The organism is Collinsella tanakaei YIT 12063 (assembly GCF_000225705.1).
In the GTDB taxonomy this organism is placed as follows: Bacteria; Actinomycetota; Coriobacteriia; order Coriobacteriales; family Coriobacteriaceae; genus Collinsella; species Collinsella tanakaei.
The window spans coordinates 520,612-546,145 of sequence record NZ_JH126467.1 but is presented as its reverse complement, the minus strand read 5'-3'; the positions used below and the strand labels follow the sequence as shown (position 1 = coordinate 546,145).

At 59.0% G+C, this 25,534-nt stretch carries 19 protein-coding genes and 2 tRNA genes; 18 read left to right on the top strand and 3 right to left on the bottom strand.

The annotated features are described in order from the left end of the window. The first annotated feature begins 62 nt into the window (after positions 1 to 62). The 4 genes from HMPREF9452_RS02720 to HMPREF9452_RS02705 all read left to right on the top strand — a co-directional run bounded on the left by HMPREF9452_RS02720 (position 63) and on the right by HMPREF9452_RS02705 (position 4,217). Entirely contained in the window at positions 63 to 494 is a 432-nt protein-coding gene (locus tag HMPREF9452_RS02720; protein ID WP_009140572.1) for a double zinc ribbon domain-containing protein, read from the top strand. A 161-nt stretch (positions 495 to 655) separates the two neighbouring features. Next, positions 656 to 2,416 (top strand): threonine--tRNA ligase, encoded by a 1,761-nt coding sequence (thrS, locus tag HMPREF9452_RS02715; protein WP_009140571.1) that lies wholly within the window; start codon positions 656 to 658, stop codon positions 2,414 to 2,416. A 137-nt stretch (positions 2,417 to 2,553) separates the two neighbouring features. Further along, positions 2,554 to 3,567, top strand: coding sequence for a PLP-dependent transferase (locus tag HMPREF9452_RS02710; RefSeq protein ID WP_009140570.1), 1,014 nt, complete (start codon positions 2,554 to 2,556; stop codon positions 3,565 to 3,567). A gap of 77 nt (positions 3,568 to 3,644) precedes the next feature. Continuing rightward, positions 3,645 to 4,217, top strand: a complete 573-nt coding sequence (locus HMPREF9452_RS02705; RefSeq protein WP_009140569.1) for a manganese efflux pump MntP — start codon at positions 3,645 to 3,647, stop codon at positions 4,215 to 4,217. A 13-nt stretch (positions 4,218 to 4,230) separates the two neighbouring features. Here HMPREF9452_RS02705 and HMPREF9452_RS02700 read toward each other — a convergent pair whose 3' ends face one another. Further along, positions 4,231 to 4,563, bottom strand: coding sequence for a winged helix-turn-helix domain-containing protein (locus HMPREF9452_RS02700; protein ID WP_009140568.1), 333 nt, complete (start codon positions 4,561 to 4,563; stop codon positions 4,231 to 4,233). Between the two features lie 133 nt (positions 4,564 to 4,696). Here HMPREF9452_RS02700 and HMPREF9452_RS02695 point away from each other — a divergent pair, with 133 nt between their 5' ends. The 14 genes from HMPREF9452_RS02695 to rpoD all read left to right on the top strand — a co-directional run bounded on the left by HMPREF9452_RS02695 (position 4,697) and on the right by rpoD (position 24,517). Beyond that, positions 4,697 to 6,208, top strand: a complete 1,512-nt coding sequence (locus HMPREF9452_RS02695; RefSeq protein WP_009140567.1) for an IMP dehydrogenase — start codon at positions 4,697 to 4,699, stop codon at positions 6,206 to 6,208. 141 nt (positions 6,209 to 6,349) lie between these two features. Then, entirely contained in the window at positions 6,350 to 7,111 is a 762-nt protein-coding gene (locus tag HMPREF9452_RS02690) for a MurR/RpiR family transcriptional regulator (RefSeq protein ID WP_009140566.1), read from the top strand. A gap of 178 nt (positions 7,112 to 7,289) precedes the next feature. Beyond that, a complete protein-coding gene (locus tag HMPREF9452_RS02685; RefSeq protein WP_009140565.1) occupies positions 7,290 to 8,495 on the top strand; it encodes an enolase C-terminal domain-like protein in 1,206 nt (401 codons plus the stop codon). A 47-nt stretch (positions 8,496 to 8,542) separates the two neighbouring features. Further along, positions 8,543 to 9,937: a PTS transporter subunit EIIC gene (locus HMPREF9452_RS02680; protein WP_009140564.1), complete on the top strand. Its 1,395-nt coding sequence runs from the start codon at positions 8,543 to 8,545 to the stop codon at positions 9,935 to 9,937. Positions 9,938 to 10,250: 313 nt separating this feature from the next. Next, positions 10,251 to 12,821 (top strand): leucine--tRNA ligase, encoded by a 2,571-nt coding sequence (leuS, locus tag HMPREF9452_RS02675; protein WP_009140563.1) that lies wholly within the window; start codon positions 10,251 to 10,253, stop codon positions 12,819 to 12,821. 213 nt (positions 12,822 to 13,034) lie between these two features. Beyond that, positions 13,035 to 13,529, top strand: a complete 495-nt coding sequence (locus HMPREF9452_RS02670) for a ribosome maturation factor RimP (RefSeq protein WP_009140562.1) — start codon at positions 13,035 to 13,037, stop codon at positions 13,527 to 13,529. Continuing rightward, entirely contained in the window at positions 13,530 to 14,801 is a 1,272-nt protein-coding gene (gene nusA, locus HMPREF9452_RS02665) for a transcription termination factor NusA (protein ID WP_009140561.1), read from the top strand. A gap of 67 nt (positions 14,802 to 14,868) precedes the next feature. Continuing rightward, positions 14,869 to 17,571, top strand: coding sequence for a translation initiation factor IF-2 (infB, locus tag HMPREF9452_RS02660; RefSeq protein WP_009140560.1), 2,703 nt, complete (start codon positions 14,869 to 14,871; stop codon positions 17,569 to 17,571). 15 nt (positions 17,572 to 17,586) lie between these two features. Then, positions 17,587 to 18,045, top strand: a complete 459-nt coding sequence (gene rbfA / locus HMPREF9452_RS02655; protein ID WP_009140559.1) for a 30S ribosome-binding factor RbfA — start codon at positions 17,587 to 17,589, stop codon at positions 18,043 to 18,045. Next, positions 18,038 to 19,063 carry a DHH family phosphoesterase gene (locus HMPREF9452_RS02650; protein ID WP_009140558.1) on the top strand — a complete coding sequence of 342 codons (1,026 nt, stop codon included), beginning with the start codon at positions 18,038 to 18,040 and terminating at the stop codon, positions 19,061 to 19,063. Before rbfA ends, HMPREF9452_RS02650 begins: the two co-directional genes overlap by 8 nt. 14 nt (positions 19,064 to 19,077) lie before the next feature. Further along, a complete protein-coding gene (truB, locus tag HMPREF9452_RS02645) occupies positions 19,078 to 20,013 on the top strand; it encodes a tRNA pseudouridine(55) synthase TruB (RefSeq protein ID WP_009140557.1) in 936 nt (311 codons plus the stop codon). Then, on the top strand, positions 20,010 to 21,026 hold the full coding sequence (gene ribF, locus HMPREF9452_RS02640) for a riboflavin biosynthesis protein RibF (RefSeq protein ID WP_009140556.1): 1,017 nt from the start codon (positions 20,010 to 20,012) through the stop codon (positions 21,024 to 21,026). The genes truB and ribF overlap by 4 nt, the downstream gene beginning before the upstream one ends. Next, positions 21,019 to 23,097 carry a DNA primase gene (gene dnaG / locus HMPREF9452_RS02635; protein WP_009140555.1) on the top strand — a complete coding sequence of 693 codons (2,079 nt, stop codon included), beginning with the start codon at positions 21,019 to 21,021 and terminating at the stop codon, positions 23,095 to 23,097. Before ribF ends, dnaG begins: the two co-directional genes overlap by 8 nt. A gap of 88 nt (positions 23,098 to 23,185) precedes the next feature. After that, a complete protein-coding gene (rpoD, locus tag HMPREF9452_RS02630) occupies positions 23,186 to 24,517 on the top strand; it encodes an RNA polymerase sigma factor RpoD (RefSeq protein ID WP_009140554.1) in 1,332 nt (443 codons plus the stop codon). A 625-nt stretch (positions 24,518 to 25,142) separates the two neighbouring features. Here the strand turns inward: rpoD and HMPREF9452_RS02625 are convergent. Then, positions 25,143 to 25,217, bottom strand: a tRNA-Asn gene (locus HMPREF9452_RS02625). A gap of 223 nt (positions 25,218 to 25,440) precedes the next feature. Continuing rightward, positions 25,441 to 25,515: transfer RNA gene (locus HMPREF9452_RS02620), tRNA-Asn, on the bottom strand. Positions 25,516 to 25,534: the final 19 nt, after the last annotated feature.

The following is a 25,534-nucleotide window of genomic DNA, read 5'->3' as shown; positions in this document are numbered from 1 at the left end:
TACAATGCCAAAGACCATGTCGCCGCAAGTCGGCGTACCAGATAGGAAGGTAGCGCATCGCTATGTCGAAGTATATCCAGGAGCTCATGTCGCCGCAGTTGATGATGGCGGTCTATCTGTTCATCGGCTTCATTGTCGCACTGTACGTGCTCTCCGTCGTCTATGTGTTCATCGACGCGAAGCGCCGCGGCGTCAAGGCGTTTTGGGCGTGGGGCCTGGTCGCGCTCATCCCGCTGGTCGGCCTCATCGCATACATTGTCCTGCGCCCCAATTCCTATGCGTCCGATCGCGAGGAGCAGGAGCTCGACGTCGCTATCCGCGAGCACCAGCTAGCCCAGTACGGCGCATGTCCCAAGTGCGGCACCACCATCGAGAAAGACTTTATTGTCTGCCCGGTATGCAACACGCAGGTTCGCAACGTCTGCCCCTCATGCCACAAGCCGCTCGACGCTCATTGGAAAGTGTGCCCGTACTGCCGAACTCACATCCAATAGGCGCGCACGCTCCGGTTTTCGCGGCGTGATATGCGCGTCCAAGCACCCGTCTTCCAAATATGTGGATGGCGGGTGTTTTGCGGTATCGATACATTGTGCGTGGGCGCATGGCGATACATCTTTATTCTGGTACTAAGCTCATCTACAAGAGGGAGATTTACATGAAGGCACTGTATAACGACGGCTCCGTCGCAGAGGTCGCGGACGAGGATGTCGTCCACGTAATCCGCCACTCCGCCGCTCACATCATGGCGCAGGCCATCAAGCGCCTGTACCCCGAGGCCGACTTTGCATACGGCCCCGCAACCGATAACGGCTTCTATTACGACGTCGACCTCGGTGACAAGAAGATCAGCGAGGACGATTTGCCCGCGATCGAGGCTGAGATGAAGAAGATCGTCAAGGAGAACCTCAAGTTCAGCACCTTCGAGCTTCCCCGCGAGGAGGCCGTCGCCCTCATGGAGGAGCGTGGCGAGAAGTACAAGGTCGAGCATATCGGTGACCTGCCCGAGGACGCCCGCATCACTTTCTACCAGCAGGGCGACTACATCGACATGTGCGTCGGCCCGCACCTCACCTATACCAAGGCGCTCAAGGCCTTTACGCTCACCGGCGTTTCCGGCGCCTACTGGAAGGGCGATAAGAACAATAAGATGCTCACCCGCATCAACGGCACCGCGTTTGCCACCAAGGACGAGCTTGAGGAGCACCTGCGCCTGCTCGAGGAGGCCAAGAAGCGCGACCACCGCAAGATCGGCCGCGATATGGACCTGTTCATGATGCGCGACGAGGCCCCCGGTTTCCCGTTCTTCCTGCCCAACGGCATGATTCTTAAGAACACGCTGCTTGACTATTGGCGCGAGATCCACACCGCCGCCGGTTACGTCGAGATTTCCACGCCCCAGATCATGAACAAGCAGCTGTGGAAGACCTCCGGTCACTGGGACCACTACAAGGACAACATGTACTCCACCGTCATCGATGACGAAGAGTACTGCATCAAGCCCATGAACTGCCCGGGCGGCGTCCTTGTCTACAGCTCCAAGCCGCATAGCTACCGCGAGCTTCCCATCCGCGCCGGCGAGATCGGATTGGTGCATCGTCACGAACTCAAGGGCGCCCTGCACGGCCTGTTCCGCGTCCGCTGCTTCAACCAGGACGATGCCCATCTGTTCGTTACCCCCGAGCAGCTGACCGACGAGATCGTGGGCGTTGTGAACCTCATTACCTCCGTCTATGACAAGTTCGGCTTCACCTATCACCTGGAGCTCTCTACTCGTCCCGATGACTCGATGGGTTCGGACGAGGATTGGGAGGCGGCGGAGGCCGGCCTCAAGACCGCGCTCGAGCAGCTTGGCATGGACTATGTCATCAACGAGGGCGACGGCGCCTTCTACGGTCCCAAGATCGACTTCCACCTGGAGGACTCGCTGGGTCGCACCTGGCAGTGCGGCACCGTTCAGCTGGACTTCCAGATGCCCCAGAACTTCGATCTCACCTACATTGACGCCGATGGCGAGAAGAAGCGCCCCATCATGCTCCATCGCGTCTGCTTCGGCTCCATCGAGCGCTTCATCGGCATCCTGATCGAGCACTTCGAGGGCAAGTTCCCCACTTGGCTCGCTCCGCTGCAGGTCAAGGTCCTGCCCGTCTCCGAGAAGAGCCGCGACTACGCCCACACCGTCTGCGATCAGCTCGTTGATGCCGGCGTCCGCGCCAAGGTGGACGATCGCGACGAGAAGATTGGCTACAAGATCCGCGACGCCCGTAGCACGGACCGCGTTCCCTACATGCTCATCATCGGTGAGAAGGAGGTCGAGAGCGGCAACATCTCCGTCCGCGACCGCAGCAACGAGACTGTCCAGCGCGAGCTTTCCGACTTCATCGCCGATATCAAGGCAGAGATCGCCGAGCGTCGCTAACGGCTTTGCTTAGATGGGCTCATCGGCCAAAGCATTACAGAGTCCATACAGCGCCCCGCAGCCCTTTTGGTTGCGGGGCTTTCCTTTTTGATGGAATAATAAATTCTTCTTATTTGCAAAAAAAGGGGGGGATTGCAATGGGTGACCTCGTGTCTATCGAGGAGCGCTATGCGTGCGCATGCTCGGCTCGCGCGTCTTGGTTTATGCGGGCAGCTCATGCGCCCGCGGCCCTTGCGCTAACGGGCCTTGCGGACCGTACGTGTTTGGTGGCGTGCGCAAATGATTTCACCGCTGCTTTTTTGCAGGGTTTCGATTCAACCTGCATTCGCTTTATCGACCGTCCGTGCGTGGACGAGTTTGTACGAGCGGGGAGGGATGCGGGATCCAAAGACGCTTCACTTGTCTGGTTTGTGAATTCTATCGGCTGCCTGGGGCTCAGGGTTCCAGATCTTCGCGCGCTTGCGGTCGTCGCTCGAGAAGAGGGAGCGCTGTTGGTTGTCGATAACACCGTCGCCTCTCTTTTTGGGTGCCGTGCCCTTTCCCTTGGAGCTCACGTGGTGCTCGAGGCCCTCGATCGCATTGCCGCCGGATCTCTTGGCTGCAAGGTGGTTGCCGTGAGCGTTGCGCGCGATCAATTTAAGCGGGGCGGGCATCGCGCGGACGATCCCGCGGCAAGAACGGCGTTAAATCATCTGGAGTCGCGGCTGTCCCAAAGCGAGGCGCGTACGTCCCTTCTTCGGGATGCGTCATCGCTTGACTGCATCGCCCAAGGACTCGATACCGTCGAGGTTCGCATGCAGCGCCATATGGATAACGCGAGGGCGATCGCCGAATACCTTTCCGCCCATCCAGCTATACCGCGTGTCGACTATCCCGGTCTTTCGGCCCATGTAGATCGCAATGTTGCTTCGAGTGTGCTTATGCACGGCGCAGGTCCGGCGATTGATTTCGCGCTGCCGCGGGGCGAGCGGGCGGGTGAGTTTATCCGCGCGCTTGGAGCCGAGTACCGTACGGCTCCCGCAGGAGGCCCCCGCACCAGGGTTTCCGCGCTCGAGGGCGACGGGGGTTGCACCGTCAGGCTTTTTGCGGGGACCGACAACCCTCTTGGCGTTGTGGATGATATCGACAGGGCGCTGCGCGGCATCGTCTAGGCGTCGGGCCTGGTCGCATTCATCTTGTGAATTGGTTCTGCATCGTCGGTGTTGCAGATTTAGTATGGGGAGGAAACTTGAACGCAGCGGTTATAGGTTCTTTGGTCGAGAGCATTGTTTTGGGCATCGCGCTAGCTATGGATGCCATGGCGGTCACCTTGTCCAATACCCTGTGCGAGCCGGATATGCCTATCTCAAAGAAGATCGCCATCCCCATCGCCTTTTCCGTCTTCCAGGCCGCTATGCCGGTTGCGGGGTATTTTGGCGGAACCTTGATAGCGCCTGTCATCGAGGCCTATGCGGGCATTGTTTCGCTGGTTATTCTCGCGTTCGTCGGCGGTAAGATGATTTTCGAGGCCGTACGGGAGTTGCGCGAGCCCGAGGCGTGCTCGGCCACCAAGCTTTCGTTCGCCACTATCTTCTTCGAGTCGATCGCAACGTCTATCGATGCGTTTGTGGTCGGGGTTTCTCTTGCCGCATCGGGCGCCGATATCGTGATGTACGGTCTGTCGATCGGTCTCACCACGCTTGCGTGCTGCTTTGCCGTCCTGATAATCGGGCGTCGTTTGGGCGAGCGCTTCGGCTCTCATGCTCAGATTACCGGCGGCATCGTCTTGATCTTCATCGGCCTTAAGGCGTTTTTCGGTTAGCCTGTGTTCGCGCCTATCCAAATAACTCGGGGGTGCGTCGCCGTAGCAGCTCGTCTATCTCATCCTGAAGGATGCGATAGGCCTCTACCGCGCGAGCGCCCTCGGGCGTAAGGCTAGACCCTCTGGCCCCGTCGCGCAGCAAGAGCTGATAGCCAAGCTGGCCTTCTGCTTCCTTTACCAGGCGCCACGCTTTTGAATAAGCCATGTCAAGCTCTTTGGCGGCCTTGTTAAGCGATTTGGTGCGAGACACGCCGTCGAGAAGCATGACGCAGCCGTGGCTAAAGGTGCCCGGCAGCTCGGGGTTCTCCGAGTTGACCACAAGGCGCGCGGAAGCCTTCAATTTCATATGCGACCTGCCTTCATACAATCGCGATGCATTGGAATATCGTGTAATAGTTTGGACACTCTGCATTGTAGCAGCACCGACTGCGCTACAATGGGCTGCAACCTATACGACATGCGACATGCGAAGGAGTACCATGGCCACGTTTTTCCCAGGTGAGTCCCATACCTTTTCCGAGTGCCTACTCGTCCCCGGTTATTCATCCTCTGAATGCGTGCCAACAAACGTCTCGCTCAAGACGCCGCTGACTCGCTTCAAGCGCGGCGAGGAGCCTGCAATCACCCTGAACATCCCCATGGTCTCCGCCATCATGCAGTCCGTGTCCGGCGTCGACATGGGCGTCGCCCTGGCAACCGAGGGCGGCCTTTCCTTTATCTACGGCTCCCAGACTCCCGAGTCCGAGGCAGCCATGGTCAAGGCTGTCAAGGACCACAAGGCAGGCTTTGTTGAGTCCGATTCCACGCTGACCCCGGACATGACCATGGCCCAGGTCATCGAGCTCAAGGACAAGACCGGGCACTCCACCATGCCCGTGACCGATGACGGTACGCCCCGCGGCAAGCTGCTGGGCATCGTCACCAGCCGCGACTACCGCCCCAGCCGCGACGACCACTCCAAGAAGGTTGCCGAGTTCATGACGCCGCGCGCCGAGCTCATCGTGGGCGATAAGGACATCACCCTGAAGGATGCAAACGACCTTATCTGGGATAAGAAGCTCAACGCTCTTCCCGTTGTGGACGAGAACGACCACCTGGTGGGCATCGTCTTCCGTAAGGACTACGATAGCCATAAGACCAACCCCAACGAGCTGCTCGATGCCAACAAGCGCTACATGGTTGGCGCCGGTATCAACACCCGCGATTACGCCGAGCGCGTGCCCCTGTTGGTCGAGGCCGGTGCAGACGTTTTGTGCATCGACTCCTCCGAGGGTTTCTCCGAGTGGCAGAAGCGCACCATCGAGTGGATCCGCGCCAACTACGGCGAGACCGTCAAGGTCGGTGCGGGCAACGTGGTCGATGCCGAGGGCTTCCGATTCCTGGCAGATTGCGGTGCCGACTTCATCAAGGTGGGTATCGGCGGCGGTTCCATCTGCATCACCCGCGAGACCAAGGGCATCGGCCGCGGCCAGGCCACCGCGCTGATCGACGTCTGCCGCGCTCGCGACGAGTACTTCGAGGAGACCGGCATCTACGTGCCCGTGTGCTCCGACGGCGGCATCGTCTACGACTACCACATGACGCTCGCGCTCGCCATGGGCGCCGACTTCATGATGCTGGGACGCTACTTCGCTCGTTTCGACGAGTCCCCGACCTCTCGCGTGAACGTCAACGGCCAGTACATGAAGGAGTACTGGGGCGAGGGTTCCGCACGCGCTCGCAACTGGCAGCGCTATGACCTGGGCGGCGCGCAGAAGCTCTCCTTTGTCGAGGGCGTCGATTCCTACGTGCCGTACGCCGGCTCCCTCAAGGACGGCGTGGGCGGCACGCTCTACAAGGTCAAGTCCACGATGTGCAACTGCGGTGCCCTCTCGATCCCCGAGCTCCAGGAAAAGGCACGCCTGACCCTGGTAAGCTCCACCTCCATCGTCGAAGGCGGCGCCCACGACGTTGTCGTGAAGGATTCGCAGCAGTCCGTTACCTATCGCTAGCGTTTAGGTATTAGCGGGTTTTTATGTTGAAGGCGTCGTCCGCTTCATTTGCGGGCGACGCTTTTTGTTTTCGATAGGTCCACATTCGAGTATCGTTGTCTCAAACGTCCTGTGGCGCTTTTCATAAGGGAGATATTAGAAATGAAGATTGACGAACTGGTCCGAGACCATTACGTCGATTTGGGTGAGATCGATCGTGATATTTGGCATTATATTTCGATACATCGCTTTGAAGCGGCGAACTCAACGCTCGTTGATCTTGCTGCTAAGTGCAATGCATCGAAGTCTGCTGTGCTTCGCTTTACTCAGCGCTTGGGATTTCGAGGGTTTTCCGAGTTCAAGTATGCCCTTAAGGCAGAGGTGGAAGCTGATGCGCGCGGTATGGTTGATGCCGCAGTTCTCGATAGGTATACCTCCATCGTTTCGAAATGTCTTAAGGATTTTCTGACCCGCGATTTCACGTCTGTTTTTAGGCTCATCGAACAAAGCTCAAAGGTGTTCCTTTATGGTACGGGAACACTTCAGCGCGCAGTTGCGCAGGAGATGCGTCGCGTGTTTCTGGCCGGCGATGAGTACTTTTATGTCGTGGAAGGCGTTGACGAGACTGCCGCCCTTACGGGTGCGTTAACTCAAGATGACTTGTTGTTTGTATTCTCTTTGAAAGGCCAGTCTGATAACGCGACGACATTAGCGCGAAATCTCAAAGCCAGAAATGTTCCTTTTATTGCGGTAACGAGCTATCTGGATAACGATATCGCTCATCTTGCTGATGCGAGCATTTTGGTCGGTACCGAGAGTTTGCCGATCGGCGGAGGGCGCACCTACGATGTTCTTGATGCGTACTTCCTCCTCGTCAGCATCCTGTTCTTAAGGTATTCCGAATATAAACGGGCACATCGTTAAGTTTTTGCAGGTAAGCGACCTGTGGAAAATTCCCAGCCTTTGGGAATTCGTCCCAACCGCGGACGAAGTACCTATATCTGCTTTCTCGAATCACTTGGGGACATTGGCCTCCTACACTGGGCCTCGTTAGGCGAGACCGCGAACAGAAGCGTGTCTCGATGAATCGGGAAGGAATCACATGGACTCCTTGAAGATCACGGACGTGCGCCCAATTTGCACTGCTCCTGAGGGTATTAACCTCGTTGTGGTGAAAGTGGAGACGAACGACCCGTCTATCTACGGTGTTGGCTGCGCCACATTTACGCAGCGTTATGAGGCGGTGGCGCACGCAGTCGATCGTTACCTAAAACCTTTCTTGGCTGGTAAGGATCCTGCTCGGATTCAGGATATCTGGCAGACCGCGCACGTTTCTGGTTATTGGCGCAATGGGCCAATCTGGAACAACGCCCTCTCTGGCGTAGATATGGCACTTTGGGATATTAAGGGCAAGATGGCCGGTATGCCGCTTTACGACCTGTTTGGCGGTAAATGCCGAGAGGCCGTTCCGGCTTACATTCATGCCGATGCGCAGACGGTCGAGGGTGCTATTGATTTGGTTCAGCAGCGTGTTGATGCTGGATGGAATCGAATTCGCGTGCAGATTGGCGGCTACGGCGGAAACGTTCCCGTCGAGAACAAGCCTAAGGGTGCGTTGCCTGGAGCCTACTATGACCCCAAGGTCTATATGCGCACAGCCATTAAGGGCTTTGCTGCGCTGCGTCGAGAATTTGGCGACGACATCGAGCTGTGCCACGATGTACACGAGCGTTTGACGCCCTCCGAAGCGATTCGCTTTGCGCAGCAGATGGATCAATTCGACCTGTTGTTCCTTGAGGACGTGCTGCCTCCCGAGCAGATCGCGTGGTTCGATCAGGTGCGTGCTCATACGACGTGCCCGCTTGCCATGGGCGAACTCATCAATAATCCTCACGAGTGGATGCAGCTTGTTCAGAATCGAAGCGTTGACTATCTGCGTCTCCACATTAGCCAGGCGGGCGGCATCACGCCCGTTCGCAAGATTATTGCTTTTGCGGATGTTAACGGTGTCCGTACGGCTTGGCATGGGCCCGGCGATATGTCCGGTATTGGGCATGCGGTCAACACGCACCTCTCCATTTCGTCTCCGAACTTTGGCATTCAAGAGTGGAGCTGCAGCATTAAGGAGAATACGTATCGCGTGTTCCCCGGCATGCCGGTTGTTGAGAACGGCTATGTGTATCTAAACGATCAGCCTGGCATTGGCGTTGATATCGATGAGGATCTTGCAGCGGAGTTCCCTCCTGCCGATAAGGATCTGAGCTGGCTTCTCTGCAGGCTTCCGGATGGCTCGGCTGCTCGTCCGTAACGTGACTCATAACTATGTATTTTGAACTTCTCGAAAGGGGATTAATCATGAAAACTGACGATAAGGCCATTGCCGATGGCATTATTGCCGCGATTGGCGGAATGGACAATATTAGGGCGGTCGGCCACTGCTCGACCAGGTTGCGTTTGACGCTGCACGACAAGGCCAAGGTCGACGAAAAGGCCATCGAGGACATCGAGGGCGTCAAAGGCCAGTTCTTCGCTGGCGAGCAGTATCAGGTAATCTTGGGTACCGGCCTCGTCAATCGCGTGTATGACATTGTTGCTGGAGAGAATCAGGGTGGCGTTAACACCGATATTAAGGCTGATCTGTACGCTGGCATGTCGCTCCCTAAGAAACTATCCCGTATTCTGGGCGATATTTTTATTCCCGTCATTCCCGTTCTGGTTGCAACGGGTCTCTTTAGCGGTTTTATTAACTGCATTAACTCGTTTGGTGTCCAGATGGACCCCAACGTTCTGACAATCGCAACTATCTTGATGAAAACCGCCTTTACGTTCCTGCCCGTGCTCATTGCATGGTCGGGTATGAAGCAGTTTGGCGGCAGCCCCGTTATCGGTATCGTCCTTGGTCTCATGCTGGTAAACCCGCTTCTTCCTAACCCTAACGACGTGGTCAAGGGTACGGTTGAGGCAATCACCTTCCACCCGTTTGGTCTGGAGTGGAATGTGGTTGGCTATCAGGGTTCTGTTCTTCCTGCTCTTGTCGTCGCCCTTATCGCTGCGAAGACCGAGAAAGCTCTAAAGTCTGTTGTCCCTGATGTGATGGATCTGATCGTTACTCCATTCACCACTATTCTTGTCGCCGGCCTGCTTGGCATGCTCGTCATCGGTCCCGTGTGCCAGACTGTCGAGCACGCTGTCCTGGCGGCTGCTAAGTTTGTTATTGCTTTGCCGTTTGGCCTCGGTGGACTGATCCTTGGCGGCACGCAGCAGGCGATCGTGGTTACCGGTATGCACCACATCTTCCTTGCGCTCGAAACCGACTACCTTGCCACCACTGGTTTTAATCCCTTTAACGCCATGATTTCCGGCGGCATTATGGCCCAAGCTACCGCTGCTCTGGTTACCGGTCTTAAGGTGAAGAATCCTAAAAAGCGTGGTTTTTATATGGCTGCATCGCTGCCTGCCTTCCTGGGCATTACTGAGCCGGCAATCTTCGGTGTGAACCTTAAGTTTGGCAGGCCGTTCCTGTTCGCACTTTGCGGTGGTGCCTGTGCTGGTTGGTGTGGTGCAATGCTTCATGCGGCCAGCACCGGTATGGGTGTCGCTGCCATTCCGGGTATCGTTACCTACCTGTACAGCCAGCAGGCCATCATCAACTACTTCATTATCCACGGCGTTGGAATAGTCGTGTCGGGCCTACTCACTTGGTTCTTCTTTGACCCCAATAAGGCCGAACAGGGTGAACTTGAAGGCTAGGGTCAACTTAGTTGATTTTGCTGGTCCAGTTACTCATTTGGTGGGCCTTTGATGACTCACAACCAATGAAGTGTGTTATCCCTGTACATACTCTTTTTTGATAAAGCGAGATGCCAACAAGTCGCAGGCATCTCGCTTGTTGTATTTGCTATCATCAGTCAAGTTAACCTTAGGGTCGGTCGGCTTGGCTTTGTTCGCTACAAGTTCCGCACGAGCCGAAGACCACTTAATGTGGCCTTCGTGCGAGCAGGACTGTCCGCAGTAGCGAGTAAAGCCAAGCCGACCGACCCCAGCTAAGATTAAAGGAGCTGATATGTGCGATTGCACAGACCATAAGGATGAGATCCCTGCCTACGACGCGCAGGCCATTGAGTCCCGGTGGATGAAAGCTTGGGAGGATTCCAGCCTCTTTGCCGTCGACACCGACGCGAGCAAGCCCAAGAAGTACGTTTTGGAGATGTTCCCGTATCCTTCGGGCGACCTGCACATGGGACACGCGCGCAACTACACCATCGGCGATGCCATGGCGCGCCAGGCCCGCATGCGCGGTTTCGATGTGCTGCATCCCATCGGCTTCGACGCCTTTGGCCTTCCTGCGGAAAACGCCGCCATCAAGCACAACACCCAGGCCGCTGCCTGGACGTACAAGAATATGGAACAGGCGCTTGCGACCATGAAGCGCATGGGCTTCTCCTACGATATGGACCGCCTGGTCAAGACCTGCAGCCCGGATTACTACCGCTGGGGCCAGTGGATCTTCGAGAAGCTGTGGGAGCGAGGCCTTGTCTACCGCAAGAAGAACCCCGTCAACTGGTGCCCCAAGTGCGAGACGGTCCTTGCGAACGAGCAGGTGACCGAGGGCCGCTGCTGGCGCTGCGACTCCGAGGTGGAGAAGCGCGACCTGGAGCAGTGGTACATCAAGATCACCGCCTATGCACAGGAGCTGCTCGATGACCTGGAGAAGCTCCCTGGCTGGCCCGAGCGCGTGAAGCAGATGCAGGCGAACTGGATCGGTCGCTCCGAGGGTGCCGAGGTCGACTTCACCCTTTGCGATAAGAACGGCGAGCCCATCCCCGGCGACGAGGGCAAGATCACCGTCTTCACCACCCGTGCGGACACCCTGTTTGGCAACACCTTCTTCCTGCTGGCCCCGGAGTACAAGGGCCTGATGGAGCTTGTCGAGGGCACCGAGTACGAGGAGACGGTCCGCGAGGTCGTCGAGGGCGCCAAGCACATCTCCGCCGTCGAGCGCGCCCAGGGCACCCTTGAGAAGCACGGCGCCTTCACGGGCCGTTATGTTGTCAACCCGGTCTCCGGTGCCAAGGTGCCGGTATGGGTCGCCGACTACATCATCTCCGATTACGGAACCGGCGCCGTCATGGCCGTGCCTTGCGGCGACCAGCGCGACTTCGAGTTTGCCAAGAAGTACAACCTCCCCGTTGTCCCCATCATCCTTTCTGATGACGACCCGTTGTTCGATCAGCTCAAGGACGAGCAGGGCACGGTCGTCACGTCCGTCGATTGGGAGGAGGCGCTCACCTGCGAGGGCACGCTGGTCCAGTCCGGAAAGTACACCGGTATGATCGGCGGCAAGCACTCCGAGGGCGAGGCGGCCATCGTCGCCGACCTGGAGGCGTCCGGTACCGGACGCCGCTCCGTGCAGTACCGCCTGCGCGACTGGCTCATCTCCCGCCAGCGCTATTGGGGCAATCCCATCCCGGCTATCCACTGCGAGCGCTGCGGCATCGTGCCGGTTCCCGAGGACCAGCTGCCCGTGATGCTGCCCGAGAACCTCGACCTGGGCGCCGGCGAGACACTGGCGGAGTGCCGCGACTTCTACGAGACCACCTGCCCCGTGTGCGGCGCGCCCGCTCGCCGCGAGACGGATACCATGGACACCTTCACGTGCTCTAGCTGGTACTACCTGCGCTATACCGATCCGCACAACACGGAGCTGCCCTTCTCCAAGGACGCCGCGAACCATTGGATGCCGGTTGATAACTACATCGGTGGCATCGAGCACGCGATTCTGCACCTGCTTTACAGCCGCTTCTTCACCAAGGCGCTGCGCGATATCGGGCTGCTCGATGTGGACGAGCCCTTCACCAACCTTCTGTGCCAGGGCATGGTGAAGGACGAGAACGGCGACACCATGTCCAAGTCCAAGGGCAACGTGGTTCCGCCTTCCAGCGTTATCGAACCCTTTGGCGCCGATACCATGCGCCTTGCCATCCTATTCATCGCCCCGCCCGAGAAGGACTTTGACTGGGATCCCAACGCGGTGGAGGGTGCCAACCGCTTCATCAAGCGCGCGTGGCGCATCGTCTGGCAGCTTTGCGAGACCGCCGGTGATTCCTCGACCCTCGATAAGGCGGGCCTGGACGCTCCCGCGCTCGATCTGTACCGCGAGCGTCACCGCACGCTTGCCAAGTGCACCGACGATTTCGACCGCGGCCAGTTCAACACGGCAATCTCCGCGATGATGGAGCTGGTCAACGCTGCGAGCGCCTATATCAACGCGGTGGAGCCGGAGTCGCGCGACGCCGCCCTGACCGCGCTGGTTGCCGAGGACATCGTTTCCGTCCTCGCCCCCATCTGCCCGTTTGCCTGCGAGGAGCTGTGGCACGCCGCGTTGGGTCGCGACGGCAGCGTCTATACTGCCCCCTGGCCTGAGTTCGATGTCGCGGAGGCTGCCGCGGACGAGGTCGAGATCGCCGTTCAGGTTCTGGGTAAGATGCGCGCCCGCGTCATGGTGCCCGCTGGAGCCGACAGCGCCGCCATGCAGGCCGCCGCTGAGTCCGCGGTCGCTAAGTGGATCGACGGTAAAACGGTGGTCAAGGCCATCTGCGTGCCCGGCAAGCTCGTCAACCTGGTGGTCAAATAACGGTTCGAATTGGGACTTGGCGGGGGAGATGCACCACAATCTCATGGAAACATTGTGGTGACGTAGCCCCCATTCGTCCGCTTATTTCGACCAGTTCGCCGATTTTTTGCAAGTTCAGCCTATTCGTGGTAAGCTTGGCAAGTAATTGAAGCTGTTTCGTAAGAGGGAGTGGGGTTTCGGCCCCGCTTCCTTTCTTGTATGAGGAGGTGTTGCATGGTCAAGAGCAAGTTGGAGCAAGAGATCATCGACGCATTGGAGGCGGTCGCCCAGGACCACGGTATCGATGTAGTCGATGTCGAGATCGTGGGCGCGACCAAGGCGCCGTGCGTGCGCGTTCGCCTCGATCGCCTTGACGGCGAATCCATCTCGCTCGAAGACGTGACCGCGCAGAGCGCATGGGTTTCCGATTGCGTTGAGCAGCTCGATCCTATCGCCGGACCCTATACGCTCGAGGTTTCGAGCCCTGGCATGGCGCGCCCCCTGCGTCGTCCTTCCGATTTCGCCCGCTTTGTGGGCGAGCCGGTTGAGCTCACCACCACGGCCATGCAGGGCCGTCGCAGCTATAAGGGCACTATCGCCCAGGCGACCGATACGCAGGTGACCCTGGAGCTTGAGGGCGAGGACCCTGCGACCATCTCTTACGACGAAGTGAAGAAGTGCGTCTTGAAGCCGGTGTTCGACTTCAAGCCCAAGAAGGAGGAGAAGTAAATGGCATCCGATATGATGGACGCGCTGATGGCGCTGTGCCAGGAGAAGCACATCGACCAGCTCTACCTGATCGACCGCCTCGAGCAGTCGCTTGCCAAGAGCTACGCCGAGATCTTGCATCTTGATTGGGGCGCCAAGGTCACCATCGACCGCTCCAATGGCAAGATCTACGTCTACAAGCTCATCCCCATCGATGACTCTATGGACGAAGAGGGCAACTACACCGAGTGGGAAGAGATCGACGTCACCCCTCGCGATACTTCTCGCATCGCCGCCCAGCACGCCAAGGCGGAGATCAACGCGATCGTCCGCAACTCCGCCCGCGAGCAGATCTACGAGGAGTTCTCCGGTCGTATCGGCGACATCATCAACGGCACCGTGCTTCAGTCCACCCCGGACTTCACCATCGTGAAGATCCGCGAGGGCGTCGAGGCCGAGCTCCCGCATTTTGACCAGCGCCGCTACGAGAACGAGCGCAACGAGCGTCCCCAGGGCGAGCGCTATCTTCACAACCAGCGCCTCAAGGCCGTCATCATCGACGTCCGCGACCCCAATTCCACGCTGCAGCCCGTTCGCGGCGAGCACTCTCGTCCGCCTATCGTGGTCTCCCGTACGCACCCCGCGCTGATCAAGCGCCTTTTCGAGCTCGAGGTACCTGAGATCTATGAGGGCACCGTCGAGGTCAAGTCCATCGCCCGCGAGCCCGGTATGCGCTCCAAGGTCGCCGTCCGCTCCCTGGACGACCGCCTCGATCCGGTCGGTGCTTGCGTTGGCCCCAAGGGCAGCCGTGTCCGCACCGTGGTTTCCGAACTCCGCGGCGAGCGCGTCGACGTCATCTTGTGGGATGCCGATCCGGCCGTCTACGTTGCCAATGCTCTGTCTCCCGCTAAGGTCACCCGCGTGCTGATCGATGAGGAGAAGAACTACGCGGGCGTCATCGTCCCGGACGACCAGCTCTCTCTTGCCATTGGCAAGGAGGGCCAGAACGCCCGTCTCGCCGCTCGCCTCACGGGTTGGCACATCGACATCAAGAACGAGACCCTTGCTGCGGACATCCTCAAGAACGTTCCGGTTCCCGCCGCCCCCGCCGAGGACCTTATCTACGAGGACGATGAGGACCTTGAGACCGAGCGCTGCGCTTATGTGGACGAGGACGGCGTGCGCTGCCGCAACCAGTCCCGCCCCGGCTCGCGCTTCTGCGGCGTTCACGACGAACTTGTAATGGGTGAGCCCGGCGCCGATATCATCGACGACGCCGACGAACTGATCTAACGCTGTCAAGCATGGCCCGTTTCGTATGTATGAGCACGCATGTGCTTGAGAGGTAGGTGAAAGGCGTATGGCGAAGGTTCGCGTATCAAGCCTTGCTAAAGAATTTGGAATGACTTCCAAGGAGCTGCTCGACCAGCTCGCAGAAATGAAGATCCCGGCGAAGTCCGCTTCGTCTGCACTCGAAGACGCATACGTCTCCATGGTGAAGAAGAAGCTCGCCCCGGTGATCGAGGCCCGTTCTGCTGAGATCGAGGCGAAGAAGATTGCCGAGCAGCAGGCTGCTGCAGCCGAGGAGGCCGCTGCTAAGGCGGAGGCCGAGAAGGAGCGCATCGCCGCCGAGGCCCGTCGCGAGGAGGAGCGTCGACTCTCCCTCGCAGCCCAGGCCGCCGAGGAGGCCGCCCGCGCCGCAGCCGAGGAGGCTGCCCGCGAGGCTGCCCGCAAGGAGAAGGAGCGCATCGCCGCCGAGGAGCTCGAGGCCAAGCGTCGTGCTGTTCCGGCATCGGATTCCGGCTCCCGCTTCCGCTCCCTGCTTGATCAGATCGCGGCTCAGGAAGCCGTCCTGAAGGAGAAGAAGGAAGAGGACGCGAAGAAGCAGGCTGCTTCCGCTTCCGAGCGACCCGCGCGCAAGGGCCGCGGCCAGCGCGGCGAGCGCGGCGAGCGTTCCGATCGCGGTGATCGCGGTTCCGCGACGAACGAGGCGCCCGCTCATCGTCGCCGCAGCAACGCCGCCCCCGCTGTTCCCGGCAACGTCGACTTCCCGTCCCCGGATAAGGGTGGCAAGGGTAAGAAGCGCAAGGGTTCCGCTCACGTTGAGGAAGACCGTTACGCCCGCATGGCTCGCGAGGCGGAAGAGTACAGCCGCGAGAAGGTCCTCGAGGAGGCTCGAGCCGCCGTCGAGGAGGCGTCCCGCGAGTCTACCGGTCGCCGCAAGAAGCGCAAGGAGAAGCGCGAGCGCGAGGCGGAGCAGCTGAAGCAGGAGAAGAAGCTCGAGGAGGCTATCGCCCAGGGCATCAACCCTGAGGATCTCGACGCCGTCAAAGTTTCCGAGGGCGTCACCGTGGCGGAGCTCGCCGAGGCCCTCGACGTTTCCGCTAACGACATCATCAAGCGCCTGTTCCTGCTGGGCACCCCGCTTACCATGACGCAGTCCATGAGCAATGACCTGGTTGAGCTCGTCGCCGACGACATGGGCCGCAAGGTTCGCATCGTCACCGCCGAGGAGGAGAACTCCTTCAGCTTCTACGACGATCCCAAGGACCTCAAGCCCCGTCCGCCCGTGGTCACCGTCATGGGCCATGTCGACCACGGCAAGACCAGCCTGCTCGACGCCATCCGTCACACCAACGTTTGGAGCGGCGAGGCCGGCGGCATCACCCAGCACATCGGTGCTTCCGAGGTCATGATCAACGGCCGCAAGATCACGTTCGTCGACACCCCGGGCCATGAGGCGTTTACCGCCATGCGCGCCCGTGGCGCGAAGATCACCGACGTCGTTGTCCTGGTGGTCGCTGCCGACGACGGCGTTATGCCCCAGACCATCGAGGCTATTAACCACTCCAAGGCCGCCGGCGTGCCCATCATCGTCGCCGTTAACAAGTGCGATAAGGAAGAGGCCAACCCCGATAAGGTCCGCCAGATGCTGACCGAGTACGGCATCATCCCGGAGGAGTGGGGCGGACAGAACATGTTCGTCAACGTCTCCGCTAAGAAGAACATCGGTATCGATGAGCTGCTCGAGACCATCCTTCTCCAGGCTGACGTTCTCGAGCTCAAGGCCAACCCCGATACCTTTGCTTCCGGTAACATCATCGAGGCAAAGCTCGATCGCGGCCGCGGTCCGGTCGCCACGCTGCTCGTCACGCGCGGCACGCTGCACGTTGGCGATACCATCGTCGCGGGTCAGAGCTACGGCTCCGTTCGCGCCATGCTCGACCAGCACGGCGAGCACAAGGACGAGGCGCGGCCTTCCGACGCCGTCGAGATCCTCGGTCTCAACTCGGTTCCGGCAGCCGGCGACGAGTTCCGCGTCTTCGAGGACGCCCGCGATGCTCGCGACCTTGCTGAGCAGCGCGCTCTCAAGGCCCGTATCGAGGAGCAGAACAAGGTCAAGCACGTCACCCTCGAGACGCTGTTCGAGGAGATGAGCCAAAACGAGCTCAAGGAGCTCAACCTGGTCGTCAAGGCGGACACCCAGGGCACCATCGAGGCACTTGCCGACTCCATCGGCAAGATGGACCAGTCCGAGGTCCGTATCAACATCATCCACTCCGCCGTCGGCGCCATCTCCGAGACCGACGTCTCGCTTGCCGCCGCGTCGAACGCCATCATCATCGGCTTCGGCGTCCGTCCGCAGGGTAAGGCTCGCGACGCCGCGGAGAAGGAGAGCGTGCAGATCAAGACTTACTCGATCATCTACAAGGCGATCGAGGACATCGATGCCGCCCGTATCGGTATGCTTGCTCCCACCGAGGAGGAGGTCCAGACCGGTTGCGCCGAGGTCCGCGATACGTTCCGCGTTCCCAAGGCAGGACTCATCGCTGGCTGCATGGTTACCGAGGGCGAGATCAGCCGCGACGACAAGGTCCGCGTCGTTCGCGACGGCGTCGTCATCTTCGACGGCGAGTTCGGCTCCATGCGCCGCTTCAAGGACGATGTCAAGACCGTTAAGAACGGTTATGAGTGCGGTCTTGGTATCGAGAAGTTCCAGGACATCAAGGTCGGCGACATCTTCGAGGCTTACAAGATCGTCGAGGTCGCTCGTACCGAGTAAATAAGGAGGGCAAGCGTGAAGCAGAACAACGCCACTCGCAGGCTTGGCGAGCAGCTTCGTGAGAAGTTGGGCTACATCCTGCTGTTCGAGGTTTCCGATCCCAGGCTCGACCTGGTAACGCTCACCGGCGTGGAAGTCTCCATCGATCGCTCTTTTGCCCGCGTGTTCGTTAGCTGCGATGGGGACCGCTATGAAGAGGTCCTCGAGGCCCTTGGCTCAGCCAAGGGCCGCATCCGCAGCCTTCTCGCCCGGTCTCTGGATTGGCGCGTGACTCCCGAGCTCGATTTTCGTATCGACCGCTCCACCGATGAGGCGGAGCGCATCGCGAGGGCTCTTGAGAACGCGCCGGAGACTATCGACGTCGAGAAGGACGAGGAAGGATACCCGCTCGCTCCCGAGCTTCGCGCCAAGCTTGGCTTGGACCAACTCGATGCGGGTATCGAAGACGACGATGACCAGGAGTCGCATGAGTAGCACTTCTTGTTGTCTCGCGCGGAGCACTACCCCCGACATGTGGGGGAGCGTTATAGATTGCATCGAGGGCGCCCAGACCATCGCTATTTCGGGACACACCAATCCCGATGGCGATGCGCTGGGCTCCGTCCTCGGTCTCGGTCTCTCCCTTCGCGAGAACTTTCCTTCTAAAAAGATCGTTTTCTTGCTTGCGGATAGAGCGCCTGTTCCGCGCGTCTACCGGTTTATGGCCGGTTCGGACATGATGGTTCCTGCCGCCGAGTATCACGAGACTCCTGACCTGTTCATTTCCGTGGACTGCCCTACGCTTGGGCGGCTGGCGGACTCCGCCGTTGTCGCAAAGCGTTCCCGCGGCCGCGTGGTCATCGATCACCATCCTTCACGCGAGGAGTTTGGTGATGCAGCCGTTCGCGTGGTCAGCGCCGCTGCGACGGCCGTTCTTGTTGAAGAGCTCCTCGAAGCCGCCGGCTATCCCAGGTCTCCCCAAATCGCTACCTGCCTGCTTACCGGTCTTGTTACCGATACGGGAAGGTTCCAGTACCAAAACGCCGACCCGTCGGCGTTTGCATGCGCTTCGCGTCTTGTCGACGCCGGCGCGGAGCCCTCGCGCATCGCGCTCGAGGTCTATCAAAGCCAGCGCATCGAATATTTACGGCTTGAATCGATCGTGATGGGCCGTATCAAGGCAATCGCCGGTGGACGAGTGGCCTATAGCTACGCCTATGCCGATGATCTGGCTTCATGTGGTGTCTCGTCCGACGAATGCGATGGCTTGGTCGACGTCGTCCGCTCCGTCCAGGGCTCTGAGGTCTGCCTGTTTTTGAAGGAGAACGAGCCGGGCGTTATCCGCGGCAACCTTCGCTCTAAGGGTTCGTTGGATATCTCCCATATCGCGTCGGCCCATAATGGCGGCGGACACGCTGCCGCAGCGGGATTTACGTTTTACGGAACGGTGGAGGAGGCGCTTGATACCCTCCTGCCCGAACTCGATGAATTGGTAACCAACGCCCGTCGATAGGTGATGCACAACTTATGGCAAAGCGCAAACCCGCAGACTTGAACCTGCTCCTCGCAGTCGACAAGCCGCTCGGCTGCACCTCTCACGACGTCGTCGCAAAGGTGCGCCGAGCGGTGCACGAGCGTCGGGTGGGTCATGCAGGAACCCTTGACCCACTGGCTACGGGGGTCATGATTATCGGCGTTGGCCAGGCGACGCGTTTGCTCGGCATGCTCACGCTTGATTCAAAAAGCTATGTCGCCGACATCCATTTTGGATACGAGACCAATACGGATGATTCGGAAGGAGAGCCGACCCGCACGGTGGAACCCGATCAATCCCTGTTCGACGAAGAGGGCGCCCGTCGCGTGTTGTCGGGATTCCTCGGCGCATCCGAACAGGTTCCGCCCGCGTTCTCGGCTATCTCCGTTGACGGCGTGCGCTCCTACAAGCGCGCGCGTTCGGGGGACGAGGTGGTTCTGCCCGCTCGACCCATCGAAGTCTCCGCAGCCGACCTCATCTCGATATCTTTGGATCCTGAGTCTGGAAATCCGGTTTGGACCGTCGCGTTCAGCGTGAGCAAGGGTACATATATCCGAGCGCTCGCCCGCGACATTGGCCGCGCGGCTGGATCCGCTGCCCACGTGTCGGCGCTAAGGAGGACCGCTTCCGGCGGCGTCGGCATCGGCCAGTGCCTGGCGGTTGATGGTTTGGATGCAAAGTCGGCTCGCGAGCGCGCGCTCGATCCCGTGGCAACTCTGAATCTACATGCCTCTTCGATCTGCGATGAGCAACTTGAGGACGTGCTGCTGGGTAGATCCATTTCTGCTCCCAACGGATTGCCTGTCGATCACGGCAGCCAGGTGGCGCTTGTGCACGTAGGGCAGTTGAGGGCCGTCGCTCGGGTCGACGGCGACCGCTTCAAGATGGAGCATGTTTTTCCGCAAGGTATTGAAGGGGTGCGTGGATGACGTATTCGATCGCCGAACTAAGACGCGACTTTTTGGTCGGTGCGCGCGCTGCCGGCGTGCGACGCATCGGCGAGGGCTTCTTTGATGGATTCGATGGGCCTGCGCCCGCATCGATCGCGATCGGCGTATTCGATGGTCTACATGTTGGCCACAGCGAGCTACTCGGCCGCACGGTGGAGGACGCTCGCCGTCGCGGCACCATTTCCGTCGTGGTCACGTTCGATCCCGATCCCGATCAGGTGGTGTCTCGCAACCCATCGCTTAAACTCATGTCAGTCGAGGACCGTCTTCGCGCGCTTTCCCTAAGCGGCGTCGACGCCGTGCTCGTCGTCCCTTTCGATAGGTCCGTCGCGGCGCTTGACCACGTGGGCTTTTTCGAGGGCGTTCTAGCTCCATACCTCGATATCCGCTCTATTCACGTTGGTTCGGATTTCAGGCTTGGCGCACGCGGGGCGTCCAACGTCAATGTCATCGCGCGATGGGGGTCGCAGCGTTCCATAGAGGTATTTGGGCACGACCTTGTTTCTGACCAAGGGGTTGCCGTTACCGCGACGCGCATTCGTTCTTTGCTGTCCAAGGGCGAAATCGACGACGTGAGCCGAGAGCTGGGACGCACCTACGTTGTTCGCGGTGCCGTGGGCTCCGGCCGCGGGCAGGGGACCGGCATGGGCTTTCCCACCGCCAATGTCATAGTGGATCCCATGATTCAGCTGCCGCTCGATGGGGTCTACGCGGGCTACGCCTATCTGGATGGGTTCGCGTGGCCCGCTGCGGTGAACGTTGGGATTCCGCCTATGTTCGCCCAATCCAAGCGGTCCGCTCGTCTTGAGGCAAACCTTTTGGGTTTCTCCGGCGACCTGTACGGCAAAGACCTTAAGGTCTCGTTTACAAAAAGACTCAGGCCTTCATGCCATTTCGACTCAATCGCTCAGCTCATCGAGGTTGTCAACGGCGATATCGAAACGGTCTCGCGCCTTCATGGCGACTCGGCGATAAGGATTGCCCATGATTAGCGATGAAGATAAAGATAAGGTTAGGTCGGCAACGGATCTAGTGGAGCTCGTCCAAGAAACGGTCGAGCTCAAGCCGCGCGGTAGCGAGTTTTGGGGCTGCTGCCCGTTTCATGGTGAGAAGACCCCGTCGTTTCACATCATTCCATCCACGCAGGTATGGCATTGCTTTGGTTGCGGGGAGGGCGGCGACGTCTTTACCTATACCATGAAGCGCGAAAACCTAAGCTTTCCCGATTCGATTCGCTACCTTGCGGAGCGTGCCGGCATAGAAATATCGGATGAGGGGCCGGCTCGCAAGGGTACCAAGCGCTCTCGCCTCATCGACGTGTGCGAAGAGACGTCGCAGTTCTTCCATACCATGTTGATGAGGGGTAAAGACGGCCGTGGAAGGGAGTACTGCTCGCACCGCGGGCTGACTGCGGACGTGTGCCGTCGTTATCGTTTGGGCTATTCTGTTGGGCGCAACACGTTGGTCGCCCATCTTTCCCAAAAGGGCTTTACCCCTCGAGAGATGATCGATGCCAACGTTGCGTTTACGGGTCGCGGCGGCGGGCTGGTCGATCGATTCTACGAGCGCGTCATGTTTCCTATTTTTGACGAGCAGGGGAAATGCATTGCCTTCGGTGGCCGCATCACGGGCGATGGCGAGCCGAAATACCTCAACACGTCCGAGACCCCGCTGTTCCATAAAAAGCGCAACCTGTATGGATTTAACTGGGCTAAGGAGCATATCGTCGCCCAGGGTGAGGCCGTGGTGGTTGAAGGCTATACGGACTGTATCGCATGTTGGGAGGCTGGGCTTGGCAACGTGGTGGCAACGCTGGGAACGGCGCTGACGGAGCATCACGTTAAAACGTTGACGCGCTTTGCAAAAAAGATCATCTACCTGTTTGACGGCGATGCCGCGGGCCAGAAGGCCGCTGAGCGCGCGATTCAGTTTATCGAGAAGGATTCGGTCGATCTGCGCTGCGTCATTTTGCCCGACAACCTGGATCCAAACGATTTTGTGCACCAGTTTGGCGGCCACGCGCTTCGCGACATGCTCGATGCGTCCGAACCGCTCATGGACTTTGTGTACCGCAAGCTAGAGGAGCGCAGCGACACATCCACCCCGGGCGGACGCGCCAGGGCATTGGAGGACGCGTGCAGGCTCATCTATCCCTTGCGGTCGAGTTACGTGATCGACACGTATTTCATGCAGATCGCAGACAGGCTCGGTGTCGATGTGGACATGGTGCGCGACGTGGCGCCGCGCGTCTTTAGGGATGTGCAGAAAGAGGAGGAGGCATCCGCCCGCCGCGCGGAGCGTTATGAGCGGCAGCGCCGCGATCGGGAATCCTCGTCCTATCGCTCCGATGCATCCCGATCGCGAAGCGGCTCTTTGGCCGCCCCCGCGGCCTCGCAGGGCGCATGGAGCGTGACTGGCTCCTCAGCGCCGACAGACGTTGCGTCGGCTCCGGTCGACGGGGGAGAGCCTTACGACTATGTGCCCTTGGATGCCTATGAGGACGCGCCGTATGCGGACGAGGCGCCGTATCCGGATGCCGGGGAAGCTTATGCACCTGCACCCGCCCATCAATTTGCGGTCGCATTAACGGATTTGGAGCGACGCTCCCTGGCATGCGAGAGGGAGCTCTTGACGCTTCTGACCGCCTATCCAGATGATTTTCGTCCCAATGCAGAGCGGATTACGGAGATCGAGTGGGTGGAGCCAAGGAACGAGACTATCGCGTGGGCCGTGCTCGCCACGCCTGAGGGTACGTCGCCCCAAGACGTCATGGCCGCCGCGCGGGCCGTCTGCCCGGATGCGGCGCAGTTGGTAAGCGCGGGCACCATCGATGCGACGAGCAAGCATCCCACGCAGACCAACATCGCCTTCTTGCTTGACAGCCTTGAGCTGTTCACGTTGCGCCGCCGTATGAAAGCGAGTCAGTCGAAGCTTCGCAGCGACAAGAACCTGACGGCGGAAGAGAGGCGTGCGATGACCATCCAGGCGACGCAGGACGCTGCCCGCGCAAGGGAGCTCGCCAAGGCTGTCGAGGGCGTTGCCGACCCATTTAGGAATCTGTAGAAATATCCAACGGATTGACAAAGAGTCTGGCTGGGTATAGTCGAGTGTGTTAAAGTAATGTGTCCTATGTGCTATGAAGGGAGATTCTGTGCCTAAAAAGACGGAGAGCACCGGTAGCGAGCTCGATTCCTATGTAGGAAACCTGCTTGTCAAGGCAGCCACAAAGGGTTCGGTTACCGAGGACGACATCCAGATCGAACTGAAGGACGTCGACGTTTCCGATGCACAGCTGAACTCCATCTATCGAAGCTTGCGCGACCGCGGTGTTGAGATCGTCACGGCAAACGATGACGAAGACGCCGCTCTCGATCCGGATGATGTCAGCGATCTGGACGATGTGAGCCTGGATGACGATGAGAGCGATGAGGATCACGACGTCAAGGTCGCCAAGATGGCGGACGCCGAGATGGCGTCGGAGAAGCCCAAGAAGAAGTCCCGTGTTCGCACCGCTCGTTCGCGCAATCGCGCCCGCGGCATCGATGCGTCCACGGTAATGCTCACCGGCGACCCGGTTCGCATGTATCTCAAGGAGATCGGTAAGGTCGATCTGCTGACCGCTGCCGATGAGGTTGACCTCGCTATGAAAATCGAGGCTGGCCTTGAGGCTTCCAATAAGCTTGAGGCTGCGGATGCGGGCGAGATCGAGCTCACTCGTGCCGAGATGCGACGTCTTACCCGCGTCGAGCAGGTTGGCCTTGAGGCCAAGCAGGCTCTTATCTCTGCAAACCTGCGTCTGGTCGTTTCCATCGCAAAGCGCTACGTTGGCCGCGGCATGCTGTTCTTGGACCTTATCCAGGAGGGCAACCTTGGCCTTATTCGCGCGGTCGAGAAGTTTGACTACGAGAAGGGCTTTAAGTTCTCCACCTATGCTACGTGGTGGATTCGCCAGGCCATTACGCGCGCCATCGCCGACCAGGCCCGTACCATCCGTATTCCCGTGCACATGGTCGAGACGATTAACAAGCTCGTTCGCGTGCAGCGCCAGCTGCTCCAGGATCTGGGTCGCGACCCAACCCCGGAGGAGATCGGTGCCGAGATGGATATGAGCGCCGATCGCGTCCGCGAGATTCAGAAGATCTCACAGGAGCCCGTCTCCCTGGAGACGCCTATTGGTGAGGAAGAGGATTCTCAGCTGGGTGACTTCATCGAGGACTCCCAGGCCGTCGTTCCCCCTGAGGCCGCGAGCTTCTCGATGCTTCAGGAGCAGCTCACCCAGGTTCTCGACTCTCTTGCCGATCGCGAACGCAAGGTTATCGAGCTTCGCTTTGGCCTCGTCGATGGTCATCCCCGCACTCTCGAGGAGGTTGGCCGCGAATTTGGCGTGACGCGCGAGCGCATTCGTCAGATCGAGTCTAAGACTCTTGCCAAACTGCGCCATCCCAGCCGTTCGAGCAAGCTCAAGGACTATATCGAGAGCTAAATCACATTGATGCCCTTCGGGACCCCGGGTTTTCCGGGGTCCTTTTTGTATCGAGGCGCTTTATCTGAAGGCGCTTCTCTGCAGGATGCTAGCCGTGCGACCTCAAGAGGGCGTCATCGATCACTTTACGAACTGCGGGTGTCAAATAATCGCTTAGTGCGGAACCGGGCTGGGACAAATAACGGCTTAGTGCGGAGGTTGGGACAAATAGTCGCTTAGTGCGGACCCGAGCGCGACAAATAATGCGTTAGTGTGGAAAGGACGAGATATAGCAAGGGTACCTTATGAATAGGCCGTTCGCATCGTCTGAGCTAGGAGGCTTGTTCGATGCTGCCCGATGAATAGGGAAGTCTCTTCGGACCCTCTCCAATCCGCACTAATGCACTATTTGACCAAGCCTCCGCACTAAGCCCTTTTTTGACACACCGGATTTCTCGCACTAAGGCATTATTTGGCACAGCCCTTTAGGGGAGATGGTTGAGGGCGCGTTGGAGTGGAAACGATTTGCTTTTTAGCTAAGTGGAAGGTTTACGCTACCTGGTCGTGATCCCGTGCAAACGGTTGAACGGTTGGCTATCTAGATAAATAATAAAAAACCCCGCTCCAAGGAACGGGGTGAAAGCTCTGGCTCCTCGAGTAGGACTCGAACCTACAACAGCGCGGTTAACAGCCGCGTGCTCTACCATTGAGCTATCGAGGAATTCGGTTGCGGCTAAGCAACAAAGTTAATTATATTCATGACCGGGGGAGGCGCAAGGGGGAATTTCAAAAAAGTTTGGAACGTGGCTTCGCCGCTTTTTCCCGACTCTAATAGCGGGGCAGATCGAAGTGAAGGGCGATCAAACTTCAGTTTGCCAGCTTGCATCGCCGATAAGATCTTTAAATAACAAAAAACCCCGCTCCAAGGAACGGGGTGAAAGCTCTGGCTCCTCGAGTAGGACTCGAACCTACAACAGCGCGGTTAACAGCCGCGTGCTCTACCATTGAGCTATCGAGGAATTCGGTTGCGGCTAAGCA

Coding starts and splice junctions, on each gene's coding strand:
- HMPREF9452_RS02720 (WP_009140572.1), top strand. CDS start 63: ATGTCGAAGTATATCCAGGAGCTCATGTCGCCGCAGTTGATGATGGCG.
- thrS (WP_009140571.1), top strand. CDS start 656: ATGAAGGCACTGTATAACGACGGCTCCGTCGCAGAGGTCGCGGACGAG.
- HMPREF9452_RS02710 (WP_009140570.1), top strand. CDS start 2,554: ATGGGTGACCTCGTGTCTATCGAGGAGCGCTATGCGTGCGCATGCTCG.
- HMPREF9452_RS02700 (WP_009140568.1), bottom strand. CDS start 4,563: ATGAAATTGAAGGCTTCCGCGCGCCTTGTGGTCAACTCGGAGAACCCC.
- HMPREF9452_RS02695 (WP_009140567.1), top strand. CDS start 4,697: ATGGCCACGTTTTTCCCAGGTGAGTCCCATACCTTTTCCGAGTGCCTA.
- HMPREF9452_RS02690 (WP_009140566.1), top strand. CDS start 6,350: ATGAAGATTGACGAACTGGTCCGAGACCATTACGTCGATTTGGGTGAG.
- HMPREF9452_RS02685 (WP_009140565.1), top strand. CDS start 7,290: ATGGACTCCTTGAAGATCACGGACGTGCGCCCAATTTGCACTGCTCCT.
- HMPREF9452_RS02680 (WP_009140564.1), top strand. CDS start 8,543: ATGAAAACTGACGATAAGGCCATTGCCGATGGCATTATTGCCGCGATT.
- leuS (WP_009140563.1), top strand. CDS start 10,251: ATGTGCGATTGCACAGACCATAAGGATGAGATCCCTGCCTACGACGCG.
- HMPREF9452_RS02670 (WP_009140562.1), top strand. CDS start 13,035: ATGGTCAAGAGCAAGTTGGAGCAAGAGATCATCGACGCATTGGAGGCG.
- nusA (WP_009140561.1), top strand. CDS start 13,530: ATGGCATCCGATATGATGGACGCGCTGATGGCGCTGTGCCAGGAGAAG.
- infB (WP_009140560.1), top strand. CDS start 14,869: ATGGCGAAGGTTCGCGTATCAAGCCTTGCTAAAGAATTTGGAATGACT.
- HMPREF9452_RS02650 (WP_009140558.1), top strand. CDS start 18,038: ATGAGTAGCACTTCTTGTTGTCTCGCGCGGAGCACTACCCCCGACATG.
- truB (WP_009140557.1), top strand. CDS start 19,078: ATGGCAAAGCGCAAACCCGCAGACTTGAACCTGCTCCTCGCAGTCGAC.
- ribF (WP_009140556.1), top strand. CDS start 20,010: ATGACGTATTCGATCGCCGAACTAAGACGCGACTTTTTGGTCGGTGCG.
- dnaG (WP_009140555.1), top strand. CDS start 21,019: ATGATTAGCGATGAAGATAAAGATAAGGTTAGGTCGGCAACGGATCTA.